General features: G+C 43.9%; 20 protein-coding genes. 2 read left to right on the forward strand and 18 right to left on the reverse strand.

Annotation, left to right across the window (positions count from 1 at the left end; translation table 11 throughout):
- Positions 1 to 11: 11 nt before the first annotated feature.
- The 11 genes from MAMP_RS08065 to MAMP_RS08115 form a co-directional block, all read right to left on the reverse strand.
- Positions 12 to 1,772 carry a mechanosensitive ion channel family protein gene (locus tag MAMP_RS08065; RefSeq protein WP_007145526.1) on the reverse strand — a complete coding sequence of 587 codons (1,761 nt, stop codon included), beginning with the start codon at positions 1,770 to 1,772 and terminating at the stop codon, positions 12 to 14.
- A complete protein-coding gene (gene nagZ, locus MAMP_RS08070; protein WP_007145527.1) occupies positions 1,769 to 2,818 on the reverse strand; it encodes a beta-N-acetylhexosaminidase in 1,050 nt (349 codons plus the stop codon). Before nagZ ends, MAMP_RS08065 begins: the two co-directional genes overlap by 4 nt.
- A gap of 12 nt (positions 2,819 to 2,830) precedes the next feature.
- Positions 2,831 to 3,340 carry a L,D-transpeptidase gene (locus MAMP_RS08075; RefSeq protein ID WP_007145528.1) on the reverse strand — a complete coding sequence of 170 codons (510 nt, stop codon included), beginning with the start codon at positions 3,338 to 3,340 and terminating at the stop codon, positions 2,831 to 2,833.
- Positions 3,333 to 4,940: a DNA recombination protein RmuC gene (gene rmuC / locus MAMP_RS08080; RefSeq protein ID WP_007145529.1), complete on the reverse strand. Its 1,608-nt coding sequence runs from the start codon at positions 4,938 to 4,940 to the stop codon at positions 3,333 to 3,335. The genes MAMP_RS08075 and rmuC overlap by 8 nt, the downstream gene beginning before the upstream one ends.
- Positions 4,941 to 5,039: 99 nt before the next feature.
- Positions 5,040 to 6,059, reverse strand: coding sequence for a vWA domain-containing protein (locus MAMP_RS08085; RefSeq protein ID WP_007145530.1), 1,020 nt, complete (start codon positions 6,057 to 6,059; stop codon positions 5,040 to 5,042).
- An 84-nt stretch (positions 6,060 to 6,143) separates the two neighbouring features.
- Positions 6,144 to 7,079 (reverse strand): VWA domain-containing protein, encoded by a 936-nt coding sequence (locus MAMP_RS08090; protein ID WP_007145531.1) that lies wholly within the window; start codon positions 7,077 to 7,079, stop codon positions 6,144 to 6,146.
- Positions 7,076 to 7,615, reverse strand: a complete 540-nt coding sequence (locus MAMP_RS16405) for a hypothetical protein (protein ID WP_007145532.1) — start codon at positions 7,613 to 7,615, stop codon at positions 7,076 to 7,078. Before MAMP_RS16405 ends, MAMP_RS08090 begins: the two co-directional genes overlap by 4 nt.
- Complete coding sequence (locus MAMP_RS08100) at positions 7,608 to 8,624, reverse strand: vWA domain-containing protein (RefSeq protein ID WP_007145533.1); 1,017 nt, start codon at positions 8,622 to 8,624, stop codon at positions 7,608 to 7,610. The genes MAMP_RS16405 and MAMP_RS08100 overlap by 8 nt, the downstream gene beginning before the upstream one ends.
- Complete coding sequence (locus MAMP_RS08105; protein WP_007145534.1) at positions 8,621 to 9,454, reverse strand: hypothetical protein; 834 nt, start codon at positions 9,452 to 9,454, stop codon at positions 8,621 to 8,623. The genes MAMP_RS08100 and MAMP_RS08105 overlap by 4 nt, the downstream gene beginning before the upstream one ends.
- Positions 9,455 to 9,465: 11 nt before the next feature.
- Positions 9,466 to 10,356, reverse strand: coding sequence for a DUF58 domain-containing protein (locus MAMP_RS08110; RefSeq protein ID WP_007145535.1), 891 nt, complete (start codon positions 10,354 to 10,356; stop codon positions 9,466 to 9,468).
- 5 nt (positions 10,357 to 10,361) lie between these two features.
- Entirely contained in the window at positions 10,362 to 11,381 is a 1,020-nt protein-coding gene (locus tag MAMP_RS08115; RefSeq protein ID WP_007145536.1) for an AAA family ATPase, read from the reverse strand.
- Positions 11,382 to 11,686: 305 nt separating this feature from the next.
- Between MAMP_RS08115 and MAMP_RS08120 the strand changes: the two genes are divergently transcribed.
- Both MAMP_RS08120 and MAMP_RS08125 read left to right on the forward strand, forming a co-directional pair.
- On the forward strand, positions 11,687 to 13,051 hold the full coding sequence (locus tag MAMP_RS08120) for a histidine kinase (RefSeq protein WP_007145537.1): 1,365 nt from the start codon (positions 11,687 to 11,689) through the stop codon (positions 13,049 to 13,051).
- Complete coding sequence (locus MAMP_RS08125) at positions 13,048 to 13,713, forward strand: response regulator (protein WP_007145538.1); 666 nt, start codon at positions 13,048 to 13,050, stop codon at positions 13,711 to 13,713. The genes MAMP_RS08120 and MAMP_RS08125 overlap by 4 nt, the downstream gene beginning before the upstream one ends.
- A gap of 24 nt (positions 13,714 to 13,737) precedes the next feature.
- On the opposite strand, the gene MAMP_RS08130 is transcribed toward MAMP_RS08125, so the two are convergent.
- From MAMP_RS08130 to MAMP_RS08155, 7 genes are all read right to left on the reverse strand, one after another.
- Complete coding sequence (locus tag MAMP_RS08130) at positions 13,738 to 15,828, reverse strand: hypothetical protein (RefSeq protein ID WP_007145539.1); 2,091 nt, start codon at positions 15,826 to 15,828, stop codon at positions 13,738 to 13,740.
- Between the two features lie 154 nt (positions 15,829 to 15,982).
- The gene (ahpF, locus tag MAMP_RS08135; protein WP_007145540.1) at positions 15,983 to 17,557 is read right to left on the reverse strand and encodes an alkyl hydroperoxide reductase subunit F; all 1,575 of its coding nucleotides are present in this window, start codon (positions 17,555 to 17,557) and stop codon (positions 15,983 to 15,985) included.
- Positions 17,558 to 17,631: 74 nt separating this feature from the next.
- On the reverse strand, positions 17,632 to 18,198 hold the full coding sequence (gene ahpC, locus MAMP_RS08140) for an alkyl hydroperoxide reductase subunit C (protein WP_007145541.1): 567 nt from the start codon (positions 18,196 to 18,198) through the stop codon (positions 17,632 to 17,634).
- A 184-nt stretch (positions 18,199 to 18,382) separates the two neighbouring features.
- Positions 18,383 to 18,454 carry a pyrroloquinoline quinone precursor peptide PqqA gene (gene pqqA, locus MAMP_RS16540; protein WP_081443609.1) on the reverse strand — a complete coding sequence of 24 codons (72 nt, stop codon included), beginning with the start codon at positions 18,452 to 18,454 and terminating at the stop codon, positions 18,383 to 18,385.
- Positions 18,455 to 18,630: 176 nt separating this feature from the next.
- Positions 18,631 to 19,926: an adenosylmethionine--8-amino-7-oxononanoate transaminase gene (gene bioA / locus MAMP_RS08145; RefSeq protein WP_007145542.1), complete on the reverse strand. Its 1,296-nt coding sequence runs from the start codon at positions 19,924 to 19,926 to the stop codon at positions 18,631 to 18,633.
- Between the two features lie 109 nt (positions 19,927 to 20,035).
- On the reverse strand, positions 20,036 to 20,362 hold the full coding sequence (locus MAMP_RS08150) for a HesB/IscA family protein (RefSeq protein ID WP_007145543.1): 327 nt from the start codon (positions 20,360 to 20,362) through the stop codon (positions 20,036 to 20,038).
- A 150-nt stretch (positions 20,363 to 20,512) separates the two neighbouring features.
- Positions 20,513 to 20,959: an Rrf2 family transcriptional regulator gene (locus MAMP_RS08155; protein ID WP_007145544.1), complete on the reverse strand. Its 447-nt coding sequence runs from the start codon at positions 20,957 to 20,959 to the stop codon at positions 20,513 to 20,515.
- Positions 20,960 to 21,014: the final 55 nt, after the last annotated feature.

Here is a 21,014-nt window from a genome sequence, read left to right on the forward strand (position 1 = left end):
CTGTAATTAATTTAGCGAGGGAACTCAACTGGACCAGGGATTCTATCGCCTAGCGTCTGACTAACAATAGACTCAGCTTCTGCATGGCCTTTGGCAAAGGCCTCTTCCTGAGTCATTGCTGGGGAATAAGGTGACGCTTTGGGTACACCATTTTGACCCCGTTTGAGATAAAGTGTCTGGGTCGGGAAAGCAAACTCGATTTCCATCTGGCGCGCCAACCTGAGTACATCTAATAGAAAGCGATGGCGCTCCCGTAGCTCTGTATTCCAGTCCGGGGTAGCCCAGAACACATATAACAAAATATCTAGTGAATCCGCACCATAATCATTGAAATAAACCTGATACAGATCTTTTCGCATATAGGGATGTAACTGAATAATACGGCGGATACCTTCACAAAAACCTTCGATTTTTTCTGGCGGCGTATCGTAAGTCACAGCCAGTTTTGTCAGCATACGACGATAGCGACGCGCGCCCATATTATCAATCTTGGTTGTCGTTAAAATGGAATTAGGCATGGTGACTAGAGAGTTATAAAACGTGCGGATGCGCGTACTACGAAAACCGACCTCTTCCACCATACCTTCAATATCACCAATGACGACCCAGTCACCAATATGAAAAGGACGATCCATCAACACGGTGAGTGAACCAAAGAAATTGCCCAATAAATCTTTAGCGGCTAAGGCAAAAGCTAAACCACCGAGACCAAGCCCCGCTAATAAACTGGTGACGTCAATATTCAGATTATCAGCGGCAAAGACGATTCCCATCACCACCACAAACACCTTCATACTTTTAGTGATCATGGGCACTAATAAGTCATCGTATTTGGTCTGGGTTTTACTGACTCGGGCCGTCCAATAGGCATTGAAAATATCCACCAGACGGAAAGCACTCCAAATGCCTGAGATAGAAACCAATAACTTCACCGCAACCAGCAAAATCAGCAATGCCGTATCGGGTAACCCCAGTAAATTCAGACCTGACCACCACATCAGAGCCATCGCCATTAAACCTAATGGACGAAGCACATCATCATCTAGTTCGGTATACAGAGCATGATTATGTTTGCGACGTTTGATATGGAGTTTTAATAAAAAGGCGAGTGTTTTATCGGCGATTGAACCGATAACAATAATCAGAAATAAACCTACCCATTGCCAGTATTCTAATAAAAATCCAGATTTCAGAAATTCGGGTATGTCTGATCGTAATCTGACGCTGATAGGCAATGACACTTTTTCTGCAGACTTTTTAACCAGTTCTTTGTTATCACTCAGTTCATTGAAAATATCAGGAATGGCTTCAACTGATTCAGAGCTAAATAACCAGTCACCTTGCTCATCAGCCTGTAGCACAATATCACCGCTATCGGTTCGTAAGTAAGTGTATTGTTTTGTTTTAGGATTTTGTGGAATCTCACTGAGTTTCGGCATCTTGGCGATTTGCATAATGGTATACAACAACCGGGCAGTTTCGCGGCCGCGCTCTGTTCGTATCAGGGGACTAACAGCAGATAAATCAAATGTCGAAACAGCTTGTTCAATGGCACTATTATCACCATTGGCCACCTTATCCATTGCTTTGATAAAGTGTTTTACCGTGATTCTGGGCTGTGTCAGATTAAGTTTTTCAACTGGGGGCTCGACTGCTTTTTCCTGAGTGCTTGCACTCTGCATCCCGACAATAGCCGCAGGATTGATTCCCCCGCCCGCTTGCACTGACAAGCTTAATATCATCAGAAAGAAAAACAGTAACCTCGTTGTCATGTGAGATTTAACTCCATCTCAGGGTCAGGCGCGTAATCCATGACTGTTTGAACCGCTTGTTTCCATTCAGCACTTTGTTGTAACTCATGACGCGGTGTAGCGTGTCGACCATGCAAACGCATCAAACGTGCATTTCTCAAAGGATCGGTACTGACTTTTAAACCATCAATCACCTGCTCGACACTGCCTGGATTATTACATACCAGCACCATATCGCAGCCGGCAGATAAAGCGGCTTCAGCACGCTCTAGTGGGCCACCCATAATAGCCGCCCCTTCCATGCTCAGGTCATCGCTCAAAATGGCACCTTGAAATTGCAGCTTACCGCGCAACATTTCCTGTAACCAAAACGGTGAAAAACAAGCCGGTAGTTTGTCATTATTTTCGTAAACAATATGGGCTGGCATAATGCCCGCCAGCTCTGTCTGGCACAAACGCGTGAACGGCAACATATCGGCTTGAAGCATATCTTCCAGATGACGGCTATCCACAGGTAACCCCAAATGTGAGTCAACTTCTACTGCGCCATGGCCTGGAAAATGTTTTCCTACTGCTGACATCCATGCCCGTTTCATGCCCTGAATATAAGCACGAGCGATGTCTGTAACAGCTAACGGGTCGCGATGAAATGAGCGATCACCAATCACCTGACTGACACCATAATCCAAGTCCAATACTGGCGCGAAACTAAAATCGACACCGATGGCTCTTAATTCCGCCGCCATTAACCAACCGCTTTGTTCTGCTCTTTCCAACGTTAATTTTGGATGCTGATGATATTCCTTACCAATCGCTGCTACCGGAGGTAAACGACTGAAGCCTTTTCTAAACCGTTGTACTCGGCCACCTTCGTGATCCACAGAAATCAACAGATGCGGCTGCCTCAATTGATGAATCTCGTCACATAAACGGGTAATTTGCTCTACCGACTCGAAATTACGACTGAATAAAATCACCCCACCGACCAAGGGATGTTTGAGAATCTCTTTTTCTGTCTCGCTCAGCTCGGTAGCGAGCAAATCGACCATCAATGGGCCTAATGCCATAGTGATTTAACCTTATTCGTGAATCCAGACTTTAAGACCGGCATCTACCCGATCAAACAACGTCACTACATCCTGATTACGCATACGCACACAACCATGAGAGAGCGCTTCCCCCATAGGCAGTTCATCAGGACAACCATGGATATAAATATATCGGCGCATTGTATCAACATTTCCCAGTCGGTTTTTGCCGACTTCCAGCCCGCTAAGCCAAAGAATTCGGGTCAGAATCCAGTCACGATTAGGAAATTGCACTTTTAGTGCATCACTAAAAATCTCAGCGGTGGGGCGGCGTCCAACAAAAACGCTATTGATGGGCTGATTATTGCCAATTTTTGCACGAATTTTATGCCAGCCTCGTGGTGTACAACCGCTACCATTCTGCTCACCAGGCCCATTAAGCGCTGTAGACACTGGTGCATCAAACAAAACATCATCACCCTGGCGCAGCCAGCAATGTTGCTGTGTCAGTGAAATATCCAGCCAGACTTCATTATTATCAATCACGTCGATTTTATTCATTGGCAGATGTTTGCTGTTCACTGTGAGGCAATAAGTGAGCCTCATCTTCTTCCTCTATGGCTTCAACAATCATAGTCAGCGGTTCAGTCTCATAATCACGTTCAATCGTTTCTAATTGTGGCAACGATTTACTGACCTTCGTGGATAACTGACCAAAACGATCGACTTTGCCATAAAGCCCTTGTTTGCCCGCGACACCTTTGATGACCTGATTATATTGATTACTGACAGTGCCCAAGGTATTACCTAGTTTTTGCAAACGCTCGGCAACAATCGCAACCTGATTATAAATATCCCCAGCTTTTTCGCTGATTTCGCGTGCTTCAGCATTGCTACGTTCCATCATCCACAGATTCGATACCGTTCTGAGAATGGGTATCAATGTGGTGTGAGACACCAGGACAATGCCTTTTTTATAGCCATACTCAAACAAATCTTTATTATTTTTCAGTGCTTCAATATAGGCGGGTTCAATCGGCATAAACATCAATACAAAGCTGGGACTACGCATGCCGACCACATTGGTGTAATCCTTTGAAGCCAAATCATCAATATGCTTACGCACCGCTCTGACATGGTCAGCCATCGCCACCGTGTAGGCCTCTGGTGTTTCTGCTGACACAGCCCGGTCATAGGCATTCAAGGACACTTTGCTATCAATAATGATGTGTTTATTGTCAGGCAGTTTAATCAGATAGTCGGTTTGTTTCTGTTTACCTTCGTTATCTTTAAACGCCGTCTGCACTTCAAAATGGGCATCTTCAATCAGGCCACTCATTTCCAGTGTACGTCTGAGTTGTGCTTCACCCCAGGCACCGCGTTGCTGGGAGTCACCTTTTAAAGCAGAAGTCAGGTTGTGCGCGTCTTCACTCATTTTCAGGCCGATATCCAATACCTTTTTGATCTCGGCATTCAGATTGGTATTGCCTTTAATCGAGGCGTCATGGACTTCGTTGATACGTTTTTGAAACCCTTCAATTTGCTCACGAAACGGTTTCAGTAATACATCAATACTGGACTTGCTGGTATCGGTAAATGTTTTGCCTTTTTCTTCAAAAATCTTATTGGCAAGATTCTCAAATTCTTTGGTCATGGCCTGTTTGGTTTCAGCCAATTGCGCCATTTGTTCTTTGAAATGCTCTTCCCTTCTCTCGAGTGTCGTTTTTAACTCGGTATGTTGATTTGACAATGACTGATAGGCTTGTTGTAACTCTTGAAACGCGTCCAACTGCTGCTGCAGCTCTGTCTTTTTATCGCTGAATTGTTGTTGTAAAGACTGGTTATTAGCCTGTGCTGTTTCAAAGTGTTTTTCGGCCTGATGTAACTGTTGTTTTGTCTGCTCAAGACTTTGATTTAACTGCTGAACCTGCTGTTTATATTCAGCTACTGTCTCAGTCAAGCGTGACTCGGTCGAGAACGCCGTTTGTAACTGTTGCTCCTGTCGGCTGTGACTGAGTTGTAACTCATATAATTGCGATTGCAAGGCGGTTAATTTGCGACTATGACGCAAGGCAAATAACAAATACGCCAGTGCAGCAGAAACACAGCCTACAATCACTAATAAACCAATAAGTTGATCGGGTGACAGACTTTCTAGCATTGTGATTCCTGCTGGTTAGAGGGTGATTTATCAACCTTCCATATGACGGCTGAATAAGCCTTACAAGATAACAAAGCCAGCGTAGAAATGCGATATTAGCTAGTGTTTATGTGCAGCCCTTTTGACGCCCCATACGGTGATAACTCGACTCAGCATAAGTGGAAACAAGCTCAGCAAAGCAAGCCATAAAAATACATCATGATGATGCTGTTTAGGCACACGTTCTTCCACAATCAATGGTTGTGATTGCTGTTTATGAATTTCATCGATGGCTTGTGCAAATTCATCTAAAGAACCAGCTTCAAAAGCCTGATAAGGCACACCCAGAGTTTTGAATGTCTTATGCAATTTCCGCTCAGGCATATCAATCCACAGCAGGCTATCATTATTGCTTGGTTCCAAAGTCATTCCTCGCATCGAACGCAGATAAATCCAATATAAGTTCAGGCGCATTTTCTTAAAAACCTTCTGCAGATACTGTTTCTGTTCCGTCGATAAAATCTGGCCACCATCGGAAATGAGCAGAATATTTCGTGAACCCCGGTAAGGTTGGTCTTTATACATATTCACGGCCAGACTCAGTGCTTTAAAAATATCGGTTTGAGATAATCCTCTTCCAAGCCCACCGGCATTGATAGTCGCCAGCACAGCATCTTTGTTATAGGTGAGCTTCAATATTTCCGTTGATTTGGTGCTAAAAAATACATAGCCAAAACGATCATCCGGACGGCGTTTCACAAATTCAGCCAAATAATCGCGCGATACTTCGCGTTTGCTTTTTTTAACGCCGGTATAGCGTTGTAAGGTATTGCGTGGCGGACGGGCAAATTGGTCGTCCATGCTGCGGCTGCGGTCTAATAAAATGACAAACTCGGCTCCCTGACGGCTACGCTCAACGGTCTGTTCAGGAATATACGGATCTGCCAGCGTTAAAAGCAGACAAATCATCACGATAGAAGTGGCTAACTTGCTGAGTATGAAAAGAATGCCTGACAAGTTGTCTTTCGGTATAAAACCTTGCCAGGCTATTTTTTTTGTTGTGTTTTGAGAAAGCCACGGCAACAAAGCCAATGGCATTCCGTAGAAAAAAATGGGATGAGCCCAACTCAGCTCAAACACTATGCACTCCAATACACTCAGGTATGGATATCCTCAGATAGCAAAGACAATCCATGTCAGACACTTTTTCATTTCCGTTATCTGTTAGTCGTCTATTCGTACAAACCACCTGTAAGGTAAAAATACCAATAAAATTAGCAATAATGCTGCCCCGGAAAACCAGGCATATAAATCGTAATCAATGGTTTGCTCACGGGTATTAGACTCATCACGAATAGTGTCTACCAAATCAACCGGATCATTAGGGGAAGACACAAAAGCAAAGCCGACACGATTCGCCAATGTGGCTAAATGTGATTTTTTCTGTGATGATAAATGCTCAGTTCTGGGTTTATTCACCTGCACATCTTTATCTGCCCGCATGGAAGCATAAACATCTTCATGCATGACTTCATTCACACCCCAGACACCTTCAATCACGCCCTTATCATTGGTTTTAGGTATAGGCAGTAATTCATCTCCCCCCACACCAACAAGAATCCCGTGAACTTCACCTGGCGTACCAGCAAATTTAGGGAATAAGGTCGGGTTAATCGGCGGTGACTCATGGCCATCCGTTAGCATGACAATCGTCGGTTTTGGTTCAATCTGTTTGGCCTGACGAATCGCGGTATAGACCGCTTTTGACACTTCACTAGAACGTGCCCATGCCATATAGGGGTCGACTTGCTCCAACATCTGGGTCAGATCATGATAAGAAGAACACACTTCTACCGGGTTCATCAGAATCAAACTTCTGGCTTCACTGAAAATGGCGAGCCCGGCATGAGCGCCACATGGCATTTCTAACAATGTCCTGCGAGTAAACTCTTTGGCCCAAGCCAGGCGACTGACTTTTTCACCATCAATTTCAGCGTCTTTCACGTTCATACTGTCAGTGATATCAAGGACAAAAATAGCATCCATGATTTTGACATCACGCTTGACCAGTGGGAACCATAAAGCCGCCATCACTAAAATTAATGCTGTCACCATGATAATCGCGGTCAGCAAAATACGTTTTTGGTAACTCAATCTCATGGAAGATCTACCTTGAACGCTTTACTCTCAATAGAACGCTGACTGCTGATGATGTTTTTCTCAAAATCAGGATTCACATCCGGATCTTCAGGTACAGCCCGTAAAGCCACTTCCAGATTATAGCGGGCATCCCACATATCAGGATTGATAGCCAGAGCACTACGAAAATCCTGCTTCGCCAATTCAATTAATGGTAATTGACGAGCATCTGCCTGAGTCATTTCCAGTGCTGTACGTAGGTTGATATTGCCGCGATTGTAATAAGCGAGCGTCATTAGTTCTTTCGGTGCATCACCCAAAGCAATGGTTAACTGATCCAGTGCCAACTCATGTTTTTCCTGCTTTTCAAAGTCAGCTGCTTTGGCAAAATGCGCGCGAGGATCATCAGGTACGTCTTCACTACTGGACGGTGAAGCAATGTATCGTTCAATTTGTATTTCCTGCCACAATTTAAAGCCAAGATAACTCGCCGAAGCAGCACTACAAATAATCAATAAAATCAGCACAAAACGTAATGTTTGTAATTTTTTATTCATGGGCTTTTTTCACTCCCCACCATGTGTATAAATGTGAACTTGCCAGTAACAACATTGCTAACATCGCCAACCAGAGAAAAACATCTTCCTTGGGTTCATGAGGCAGTGTTTCTTCCACAATCAGAGTTTGATAGTGGCGTCTGTCGATTTCGGCTAAGGCGTCAGCAAAGCTCTGCAAAGAACCGGCTTCGAACGCACGATATGGCACACCTATAGATTTAAAGAATGTATGTAATTTCCGTTCCGGAATATCCACCCATAACAAGTTGTCATTATCACTTGCTTCGAGTGTCATCTCCTGTCTGGACTTGAGATATATCCAGTAGATAGTCAGATTCATTTCACGGTAAATTTTGGCAATTTTCTCTTTTGCCTCATCCGTTAATATCTGACCACCATCAGACACCAATAAAACAATCCGCGAACCACGATAAGGCTGGCCTTCAAACATCTTGGCACTACTCAGCAGCGCCTCGGCCATATTGGTATCGGATAAACCTTTACCCAAGGCATTGGCATTAATGGTTGCCAATACAGCCTCTTTGTCATAAGTCAGCGGTAAAAGATTGATAGCTTTGGTACTGAAAAACACAAAACCAAAACGATCATCCGGACGATTTTTGACAAACTCGGTTAAATAATCACGGGCGACATTACGCTTGGAGTTATCGCCCCCCACACTCACCGAAGCCGCCTGTGTTTTAACGGCAAAAGGATCATCCATACTTCGGCTGCGATCCAACAACAGAACAATCTCAGCCCCTTCACCGACACGCTCCCTTTTTTGTTCTGGCAGGCTTGGTGCAGCCAGAGCAATAATCAGACAGGCAATGGCTAGTGAAGACAGTGTTTTTAGTGTGAGATTGATGACTCGTGATAATGGGTCAACTGGCACAAGATTCACCCATGCCACCGTTTTGTCGAGGTTATGATTGAACCAGGGTAATAATGCCAATGGCAGTAAAAGTAATAGCCATGCATGACCCCATTCAAAGCCAGCTAGCATCATGCCATTTTCTCCTTAGCACGACATTTTTTAGCCAGCTCGAGTGATTCTGAAAAACTTTTTTGTTCCATCGGTTCGCGACTAAAAAAGTGACTTGCCGATTGCTGATAAAAGCTTTCAATGTCTGCAGCTAAGGGTTCCAGCCAAGGACATTCTGCCCAAAGGAGTGGCAGATCATTTTTGACCAGCACACGTCCGGCACAACGATTAAAAGCATGGTGTAAGTGACGACTGGCTTCATCGGCATTTTTGCGACCGAGAAAACGCATCTTATTGAGCTCAAACACCGCCGTTGCAAAGGGCAGACGATGGCGTGGACGTAAACCAAAGTGCCAGGCCAGCCAGATCAGAATGGATAACAGCAAGACAGCGATGGCAATCCACAAGTTTGTCAGCAGCTGCTGATGACTCTGTGCAGGTAACACCGCATCGGCTCGCGGCTGATGTTTGCTACCTTCCGCATTGGGTAGAAACGAGCCCAACTCGATTGTCGCTGCAGGAATCATTAAAAACTGCCCATCCTGTGTACGCAATTCCAGTTCAGGTGTTTTTACATCGCGGGTATGAGCAGGCACGTTAATGATCTGAAACGTCAATGACATAACAGAACCTTCTGACTCACGCTTTAATAATTGAACCCAAGGTCCATAACGTTTATCAACTTGAGGCAGAGAGTGTTCCTCAAGTTGACTGCTATCAACAGGTAAATTGACCGTTGCATGGATTTGGTCACCGACCAGTAATCCCCAGCTACGATCAAAACGAATAGTGACATCTTCCGCATACACGTTAGTTGTCACCAGAGTGAATAAAAACAGAGCAAATAATCGCATTGTCTGCATTCCTATGAGTTTTTCATGGCGTAAAAATATTCGGTCAACTGCTGTGGTGTGATATCACCCTCAACATAAAGCGGTCTGATGCGATAACGCATAAAACAGGCTGAAAGTTGAGAAAAATGATCCTCCATCTGCTGTTGCCAACGCTTCTTAATACTGGGTCGCATCCACACGCTGTGCCGTTGTCCCGTCTCTGCATCTCGCGTTTCAGCCCAACCTGCGTGAGACGGAAAATGATCAACATCATCATGTCGCCATACAATCGGTATCACCGTGTATTGAGATAATTTGCGCAGACTTTGTTCTAACAAACTGAGATCAAAACAGAAATCAGAGGCGAGAAAGATCATGGCCCGTTTACTGTTAATCAGATCTGTTGCCTGTGTCAGTCCAGCCGCACCCGCCGCTTTTGGTTTAGCAGCGCCCATCAACCGTTCAGCTGCAAACGTGGGCATACTGCGTTGCCTGGTGGGCATAATGGTCATGTCCTGACGCCATTCACTATCAAAGGCGGTCATGGCAAAACGATCACCAATACCAATCGCACTATGGGCAATCATATGGGCCAACTTAGCCAATCGTTCATGATTAACACTGGATACGGTCATCGATTGACTAATATCTGACATTAACCACAGCGTGACGGAAGCACGTTGCTGATAACGTTTTACCAACCAGCGCTGCTGACTCTGCTGTGTGACATCCGCTGCCTGCTGACGCAAGCTGGCACGAATGTCCAGGCGCCGTGGGTCAGGGTAATCAAACAAGTCAGCAAACCCAGCAAAACGATCACCACTACCTAATGCTGTGCCGCTGTGAGCACCAGGCACATGGCTGAACACTTTATCTGGAAAACGATAAACAAACTCCTGCTGAGGCAGGTTTCTGGTAGCCATACGACTTAAGGTGTCGCAATATGATCGCGGAGTGCTCGAACAAATTGCGGCATAATTTGTTCACGTCGACCTTCATATACTGGTGAAAGGAAAACGCGGTGCGTCATCGATGGTAATAAAACAGTATGAATATCATCCGGTAAAACATGATCTCTGCCATCAAGCCAGGCCGCTACTTTCGCCGCTCTGACCATGGCTGACATACCCCGTACGCTGGCGCCAGCCACCACCAGATCTTCCACGTATATATCAGGCATCTCGATACCTAACTCATGCGGTGTCCAACTGGCATCCCATAATCGCACCACATAATTCTCAATTTCCGGTGATACAAAAATAGCGCGTTGAATATCATGATCCAGTGCATTTAATTGCTGGTAATCCAGTAGTGGTTCACCAATGGTACTCAATAGCTGATCAACATCATGGAAGGCGGGATCAAAAATAAGCTGGCGACGAATCGCATCGTCTGTTGGGCGGCTGATATTAATTTCGAATAAGAAACGATCTCTTGCTGCGGCACTGAGTTCAAAGGTTTCTTCTTTTTCAACGGCATTACGATCAGCAAAAACCACCATATGCGGGAAATGATATTCTTTACCAAAGGCTTCAACACTGCGTTCTGCCATCGCACGCAGTAACAAAGACTGCACCTGAGGACGGGCACGGTTAATTTCATTAAAGAAAAAGACGGCTGTATCTTCACCGTGATTAATCAGCGGACCAGGATCAATCACGGGTTTGCCATCTGCATTAACCCAGGCACTATAGAGCAGGTCATTAGGCATCAAGTCCACACTACCCTCGATACGGCCAAAGGCACCGCCCAATGCTTTTGAAAAGGTACGCAGTAAAGTGGTTTTACCGACCCCAACACCACCTTCCAGTAACACGTGGCCACGAGCATGTAAGGCAATCAAAATCAGTCGAACTGCTTCTTTTTGACCAACGACTACCTTGTTAACAACATCTTCTAATTCCAGCGCATGTTGTCTCGCTGTTTGTAAAAGCTGAGATTCAGCCATTTTCTCTCCCCTTATTGGTTTTTTGTTTTGTTACTTTAGCAAGTCCATTTACAAAAAGTCATTGTGAATCAAAAATTAATCTATTTAATTTCTCATTCAGACCGCTTCGTTATACATATAAAAACGAATGCGTTTAGATACGAACCATGTTCAATCAATGAATGCTATTAGAACTGTATCCTAATCTGTGTTCAGCCGAAATATGCCTAGTATCATCGGGCAAATTTCCCGATGCCTGAAACAGCACTTTGCAGATGTCAGGATTACTCCTAGACTAGTTCTATCTTTATATTAGTGAAAAACAGATGAATCTACAGCTCCAACTCTTTGTGCGAATTTTGATTATCGCGATCATCTGTATTATTGGCAGTACCTGGTATGTCTTATATCAAACTAATCAGCAGGCATTGAGTGAGGCCGAGTCGACTGCAACCCGGATAGAGCATCAAATCAGACAGCAACTGTTACAAATGTTTCAACGTTATGACTTTTCTCAGTCTTTTCCTGATATTGGTTTGTGGCAAAAAATTGAAAGTGTGCCCGGTTCATGTACTCAGTTTTTATCACGTACGCAAAGCCGTCAGCGTAGTTTATGCAACGCCACACAAACATCGAATAAAAATTATCCCATTTGGTTCGGGCATTTTTATGCACAGTTTTTTAACCCCGGTGTGGAAGTGAAACGTTCTGTCAGCTTTAACGCAATAAAGTACGGCACGATACTGGTGACCCTAAATGTCGATATTGAAACAGCCCGTGCCTGGCATAATTTACAAGCCGCACTCGGTGTTCTGGTAGTGACCATCCTGGCATTATGTTGTCTGGTATTTATCACCATCAATCGTATGTTAAAACCGGCAAAAGATATTGTTAGCGGCTTGGAAAAAATGCGGGCCGGTGATTTATCTGTGCGCTTACCAGATTTTGATATCGCTGAGTGGAAACGCACCAGCCATGCTATCAATGCGTTGGTCAGTACTCAGCAAAATATTCTGGCAGAAAACAAACAGCTGTCTATTAAGATTATGAACACGCAGGAAGAAGAGCATCGTTATATTTCGCGTGAGTTACATGATGAATTTGGCCAGTGTCTTGCCGGTATCAATGCGGTCACCACATCCGTTTCACAAACAGCAAAATCATCCTGTCCAGAATTGGTTGATGAAATACAGTCCATTCGGCACATTACTGCACATATGATGAGTGCACTACGTGATTTGTTAACGCGTTTACGGCCAGCCGAACTGGATGAACTTGGGCTGGAAACCAGTTTGAAACAACTCATAAAAAGCTGGAATCAACGTAGTTCAGGGAAAACCAACTACGTACTATCACTCAGTGGCAGCATTAATGACTTACCAGAGACTTTGGCCGTGCATGTTTATAGAATCGTGCAGGAATGCCTGACGAATATTGCCAAACATGCCAGTGCTGAACATGCTGACGTTGTCTTGGATATTCAAGATGGCACACTTTTGTCATTGATCATTAAAGATGATGGTATCGCTGATTTAAGTGCCTTTTCCACTAGTAATGGTCTGGGCTTACTCGGTATCCATGAACGTGTAGCCGCGTTGGGTGGTGATCTCAGCCTGGATACACAAACCAATGGTGGCCTTGTGGTTAGCATTATCTTGCCTATGAATCCTAAAACGGAAGCCAAACTATGAGCAACTCTATCCGAATCATGTTAGTTGACGATCACGCTATCGTCAGGGAAGGCTATCGTGCTCTATTACAAAAACAGGCCAATTTTGAAGTGATTGCTGAAGCGTGTGATGGTGCCGAGGCCTATTCTCTGTATAAAGAACATCGTCCTGATGTAGTGGTGATGGATATTTCCCTGCCCGGTCAAAGTGGTCTGAAAGCCATTGAACGGATTCGACAGTTTGATAATCAGGCGAAAGTCCTGGTATTTAGCATGCACCAAAATCCCAGCTTTGCCCTGCAAGCCACTCGAGCTGGTGCGCTAGGTTATATTACTAAAAGCAGTGATCCGGAAGTTTTGATTCGTGCCATCGTGCAGATAAGCAATAATAAACATACTTTAAGTGCCGATATCGCTCAGGCGCTGGCAATGGAAAAATTAGGACAAGATCAATCAGCCATTGATGAACTGACCGTTAGAGAGTTTGAAATATTACGACTTCTGCTCGAGGCTAAATCGAGTCAGGATATAGCTGACTTATTGAACATCAGCCCAAAAACGGTAGCCAACTCACACTACATCATTAAAAAGAAATTAGGGGTGAACAGCGATATTGAACTGACTCGCCTCGCCATAAAAATGAACCTCGTCAACCTGCTTGAGCTGGTTGACGAGGCAACGTAATCAGATGGTTATCTAATCGATAAGCTATTCACGTGTGTATTGGTAGATAAAAGGTTCACTTCCATCCATGAAATACAGACATTGAAAGCTGTCTTCTTTGATATTGATCATTTCACACACCAGTGTTTCTTTAGTCGCTTCCTGCTGCCACTCATCTTGGCAAGAATCACGGTATTGTGGTGCTGAGATATCAGTTAGCGTAAGTGTTCTGCCATTTTTTTCCCATTGGTAGTTAGATTTGTAAAGATCACAGCTTGCTGCATCATTGCTTTCCTTATAACTACCCGTGCCGTCCTCATTCCATTGCTCAGCACCATCTGATACCCAGTGACAGGTATCATCCAGATAAGCGGTTTTCCACTGGCCAGTGATATCGATATCGCTTGTTTTCAACTGTGGTTTGTTGAGGATCATGCTACCGTCAAGGCTCAAACCACGCTGCTCGACTGCAGTTTGATAACTTAATTGCATTTCCGTACCACGCAATGTGTCCAGTGTAGAGTATATTTCCATACACCCTTCCATACTGGTTCCTGGCAATGCACTAAAGTCAGTCTTTTCAATAAGCTCAACCAATTTTGTGTAGTTCATGCTTGAACCGAAGCCTAGCGCATTTGGGCTTAGGTCTTCAGAACTGATTGCTGCGACAGCTTGTTTCCCTTTCTCGCCACTATAAACAACCACATGTGAGCCTTTAATAGCAGCATAAACCGGGAAGTCCACGGGTAATGGCAGATCTAAAGTCACCTCACTACCATCATCTGGAATACGGATACTGGCCAATTCAGGCACCATTTGTAATAACGATAAAATCCCGGTTGGATTGCTCGTTTCAACACTAAATAAAAAATCGAGTCTCAGAGGAAGCTCACTTTCAGCATCCAGTTCTAAATCAAATAATGATAGACCCACGCCTTTGATACCCTGGGCCATCCCAGTAAATGCACCTAAGACCATCGGACTCATTTGTTTAGACTTAAGTTGGGCTTCTTGCAAATCTGGACAACTAAAATCAGCGTTGGTAAATGCCGTCCATAACTTGGTAACGCCAGGCGTTAAGTTATCCATATCGAGAGCCAGTCCCAGACTGGTAATCTTATCGCCTGGATTGCCCACATGATTTGGGATATGTCCTTGTAGACTTTCCAGAACATTGATAACCATCTCATTGTTTATCTCTAATAGAGCATTTACTTTAGCAATGAGTTGATTACCCTTCACTTCCATATCGTTATAGCCCATCAGTACCCGTGGTGCCTGACTAACCAGTTTTAATGTGTCGGCCTGGCATAGTTGAGCATCTGGATCATTTAGTGATTTTTTGGCTAATGGCGTATCAGAAAAATAGCGTTTGAAATCTTGTGAAGCCCTTGAGTTGTCGGCGGTGAACAGGCCTTTTAGTAATTTTTCAATATCAAACATAAACACCAAATCGTCGGTGTAATCCTGCTGCTCACGAATATCCGCTAAGGTTTCCTCAAAAGAAACAGGTACGGGTTTCTGGGCGAGACGCTCATCAATGTCTGTTTCCGTATCTTTGGCTGTAATCATGGTCACAATAGCGGAAGAATCAGTTGTGGCTAGAATTAATTGCAGATCATTTTTATCAATCACCCAACTTAAAACCGATTGCTGAGCTAAGGTTTTTTCTTGATAATTCATGCCCGCTTTTTCTGAGATGGTTTTAAACAGATTAACGATTTTTTGTTTATCCGCTATGGGCATATTAATGACAGGGACCAAACCGTGTAAGTAAACCGCATAGTCACCTTCATAAGCTAAACCAAAATAGTCACTAAACGCACCATAAGTGCCATCTGTCTTTTCAGTGTAGTCGGTCAATAAAGCGTTTAGAAATTTTGCGGCAGGTGTATCAGCCGTGAGGAGTTCTGACTGAATTTCATTTAAAGCACGTTTTTCTGATGGAGAAAAACCTAAAATTGGCGAGTCAACAAAAAAATCAGCTAACGACTTGCTCGTCGTCCCACCCATATAAAATGCTGTGTCATCAGGCACATACTGCACAATCGCTGATGTCGAAGAATGCTGTTGTTTGTATTTCCAAACACCTAATCCAGCAATAATAAGGGCTAACACAAAAAATACTTTTTTCATTACACCTCCCTGTCCTATTCAAAAAAGCTAACATGGTGCAACAAAACAACATCAAACAAAAACCGTTTTTGCAAAAACGTTAAGTACTTTGCAAAAAAAAGCCTGCTGAGATTTATCAGCAGGCTTTTATTCTTGAAACAAACAGGATTAAGTCCTAGGCTGCTTCACTTTTGTCGTCAAAGTCATTACGAATCAGGTAATCGAATGCCCCTAGTGCAGCTCGAGCACCATCCCCCATTGCCATAATGATCTGCTTGTATGGAATGGTCGTCACATCACCTGCGGCAAACACGCCGGGTAATGAGGTTTGGCCATGGTTATCAATTTCAATCTCACCAAATTTACTGAGTTCGATAGTGCCTTTTAACCAATCAGTATTCGGTATCAAACCAATCTGAACAAACACGGCATTTAATTGAACCGTATGTTTCTGCTCAGTGGCTCTATCGATATAAACCAATCCATTCACCTTGCCATCATCACCAGTAATTTCCGTTGTTTGGGCACCGGTAATAACTTCAACATTATCAAGCGAGAACAACTTTTTCTGTAGCACGGCATCAGCACGTAACTCACCATTAAACTCAAGCAATGTCACATGACCAACAATACCCGCCAAATCAATCGCCGCTTCCACACCTGAGTTACCACCACCAATCACAGCAACAGGTTTACCTTTAAACAAAGGACCATCGCAGTGTGGGCAATAGGCAACACCATGACCACGGTATTCCTTCTCACCGGGTACGCCCAGTTCACGCCAACGAGCACCTGTCGCTAAGATAACGGCTTTACTAGACAGTGTCGCTCCACTTTCCAGCTCAACATCAATCATCTTGCCATTCTTTTTCAGACCTTTTGCCCGCTGAAGATTCATCACGTCCACTTCATATTCTTTGACGTGTTCTTCTAAAGCCGCTACTAACTTAGGTCCTTCCGTTTCTTTGACAGAAATGAAGTTCTCAATCGCCATAGTATCCATTACCTGGCCACCAAAACGTTCAGCCACGATACCTGTGCGGATCCCTTTACGTGCAGCATAAATAGAGGCTGATGCACCGGCAGGGCCACCACCGACAATCAGTACATCAAAGTCTTGTTTCGCACTGATTTTTTCTGCCTCGCGTTTAACCGCACCCTTGTCTAATTTGGCAATAATTTCAGGCAGACTCATACGGCCTGAACCAAAATTTTCACCATTTAAATAGACAGTAGGCACCGCCATAATTTTTCGCTGATCCACTTCTTCCTGGTATAACGCACCGTCAATCATGGTGTGCGAAATATTTGGGTTATGAACCGCCATCACATTTAATGCCTGCACCACTTCCGGGCAGTTTTGGCATGAAAGCGAAATATACGTTTCAAAGTGATATTCCCCTTCCAGCCCTTTAATCTGGTCGATCACTTCCTGATCGAGTTTTGTTGGATGCCCACCGACATGTAGCAGAGCCAACACCAGCGATGTAAATTCGTGGCCCATAGGAATACCGGCAAAACGAATTTTTTCCTGTCCATCGGGTTGTTTAATCTGAAACGACGGTTTACGTGAATCGCTATCAGCATCATCAATAAAGCTGATGTCCGCTGACATATCGGCGATTTCTTGCAATAGATCGCGCATTTCAGTCGCTTTAGCACTGTCATCTAATGCCGCAATCAATTCGATTGGGCGTTTGATGTTTTGCAGATAACCTTTCAGTTGTCCGGCGATATTTGCATCCAACATAATAATTTACCTTAATCTATAAGTAGTTTAGTGACGCTGCCCGGGCAAAGCCCGGACAGGTCGATATAGCCTGATTAGATTTTGCCAACCAAGTCTAATGATGGAGACAGAGTCTCTTCACCTGGCTGCCAAGAAGCAGGGCAAACTTCGCCATCGTGAGTTGCAACATATTGTGCAGCTTGTACACGGCGAACTAAGTCTTTGGCATTACGGCCGATACCCAGGTCGTTAATTTCAGCGGCTTTAATAACACCTTCAGGGTTAACAATGAATGTACCGCGAAGTGCCAGACCTTCTTCTTCAATCATCACTTCAAAGTTACGGCTGATAACACCTGTTGGGTCACCAATCATTGGGAACTTAATTTTTTTGATGGTTTCTGATGCATCGTGCCATGCTTTGTGAGTGAAGTGTGTGTCAGTTGAAACTGAGTAAACTTCTACACCCATTTCTTGCAGTTGAGCATAGTGATCAGCAACATCACCTAATTCTGTAGGACAGACGAAAGTGAAGTCAGCTGGGTAAAAAACGAAAACTGACCATTTACCTTTCAGGTCTTCACTTGAAACTTCGATGAATTCGCCATTGTGATAAGCATTCGCTTTAAATGGTTTGATTTCTGTATTAATCAGTGTAGACATTATTTGCTCCTTAAATTTTGCATTAGTGTCGTAAGTGACAGTTCGCATTGTAGTCGAGGTAGATAAATAGGTACAACGACTTAATTCTATTAGTATGATTGATAAAACCGATTAACCAATCGGAAAAATAAAAAAAGCCCTTGAAGTCAAACTCCAAGGGCTTTTTTATTATTATTTATCAATCTTAACGATTGCAAATATACATAGTAACTTCAAAGCCGAAACGCATATCTGAGTATTCTGGTTTAGTCCACATAATCAATTCCTCTTTTTAGGGTGCGTTGTTTCTAGGGGTAACAACGTGAGTACATAATAGTAAACCGCCTAAAAAGTCACATCAGCGTATTGCTTGATTCAACTCAGGATTATGCTTATCAAACGATAAAGCAGCTAAGGCTGACACGCTGCTCTCTGCAGAATATGGCTCAATAATCAGTTGGAACTCAGTTTATTCAAAATATTGCCTATAGCATCACATAACAAATGAAGATCAGATTCATCGATAATGTAAGGCGGCATAATATAAATCATAGTTCTGAATGGTCTGATCCAGACGCCCTGATCAATAATAAATCCGGGCAGCCAATTCATCGCTTCATCAAGAGGCTCATTCAATTCAACCACACCTATCGCGCCCTTAACTCTGACATCTTTGACTAATTCATGATCACGATATTTTGTCAGCTCAGTGTTAAGCCTGTTTTCGATAGTTGATACCTGGGTCTGCCAATCACTCTCCAACAGCAAATCAATACTGGCAGCTGCCACACAGCAAGCCAGCGGATTCGCCATGAAGGTGGGCCCATGCATCAACACACCGGAACCATCTGCCGCAATACCATCAGCCACCTGCTGATTACACATCACCGCCGCCAGCGTCATATAACCACCTGTCAGAGCTTTACCCATACAAATAATATCTGGAACGATACCAGCCTGTTCGTAAGCAAACATGGAGCCCGTTCGACCAAAACCAGTCGCAATCTCATCAAAAATCAACAGGATATCAAATTCATCACATAAAGCACGGATCTGACGAAGATACTCGGCACAATACATACGCATACCGCCCGCCCCTTGAACCAAAGGCTCGACGATAACAGCGGCTAATTCATGGTGATGTTTTTCCACCAATTGTTTGAAATTTTCGATATAGCTGTCCTGCCAATCAGCATCATCCCGACACTCTGGTGCAGCAGCAAACAAATGCTTCGGCAGCACTTTCTCAAACATCTTATGCATGCCATTAACCGGATCACAGACCGACATCGCGCCAAAGGTGTCACCGTGATAGCCGTTTCTAAATGTCAGCAGTCGATGTTTTTCGGCTTTGCCCTGAGCGAACCAGTATTGAATGGCCATCTTAATCGCCACTTCAACAGACACAGAACCTGAGTCGGCTAAAAATACATACTGCAAACTGTCATCAGTAATCTCCACCAGCTTTCTGGCAAGATTGACTGCCGGTGCATGTGTCAGCCCACCAAACATGACATGAGACATCGAGTCTATTTGCTGATGAGCGGCTTCATTAAGCTTCGGATGATTGTAGCCATGAATGGTTGACCACCAGGATGACATGCCATCAACCACTTCACGACCATCAGCCAGAGTTAATCTCACGCCTTTTGCTGACACAACCTCGTGTAATAGAGGCGGATTGGTCACGCTGGTATAAGGGTGCCAGATGTGAGCGGCATCAAATTCAAGGTTACTTAGTTCTGTCATATTATTCACTAGATATTAACTGGCTCATACTGAGCTTTATTTAAATTCATGGTGCTAAAAACAATAATGCCCGCATTTAGCGGGCACTAGTGAGAATAAATATTATCGCTTATTTGGTGACACTGAAACTTTCACCACAGCCACACTCAGAAACCACATTAGGATTTCGGAATTTGAAGCTCTGGTTTAACCCTTCGCGAACAAAGTCGAGTTCCATACCATCCAGTATCGGCATGGCCTCTTCATTAATAACGACTTTGACATCACCCTGTTCAACAACGACATCGTCAGCAGCCACGTCGTCTGCATAGTCAAGTGCGTAGCTGTAACCTGAACAACCACTTTTGACGACACCGATTCTTAAACCGACACCTGAAGCACGTTTGGTCATCATATCTCTGACACGGTTAATGGCAGATTCTGTCAATGTAATCATATTTTCACCTATATCACTCAGTGATTAAGACGCTAGCTTATTAAGGATGTTCAATCTGAATGAGAACAAAAGCACTCATCAATTGACATTGAATAATTGGATTGGAAAAGTCTACTACTTAACAGCAGATGCAGTCAGTCGCCGAATAAGCTAAATCATATCAAATGCGATGACTTTCTCGCCGTTTCGACTCTTCTCAAAGTTAGACACAACTTGAGCCAGAGTAATGCCATCAAGATACACACGAATCTGATCACTTAGGCTTTGCCATAACTCATGACTTAAACACTGCTCATGGCCATGACAATTTTGTCGGCCTTCGCACTGGGTACTATCCACTTTTTCATCAACAGCAGAGATAACATCTAAAACAGTAATGGTGTCTGCCGCCCGACTTAATCGATATCCACCACCCGGACCACGAGAACTGCTAACAAGACCTTGTTTTCGCAGTCTGGCAAATAACTGTTCCAGATAAGATAAAGAGATACCTTGTCTTTCTGAAATATCTGCCAGTGTTATCGCGCCTACGCCATAATTGAGGCTGAGATCGAGCATCGCAGTCACCGCGTAGCGACCTTTTGTGGTTAAACGCATTCTTACCAATCCAGAATAAACTTTATCCAGTAAAGTTTACATGCCTGACTATTTT

Source organism: Methylophaga thalassica MP, assembly GCF_000214595.1.
Taxonomy (GTDB): Bacteria; Pseudomonadota; Gammaproteobacteria; order Nitrosococcales; family Methylophagaceae; genus Methylophaga; species Methylophaga thalassica.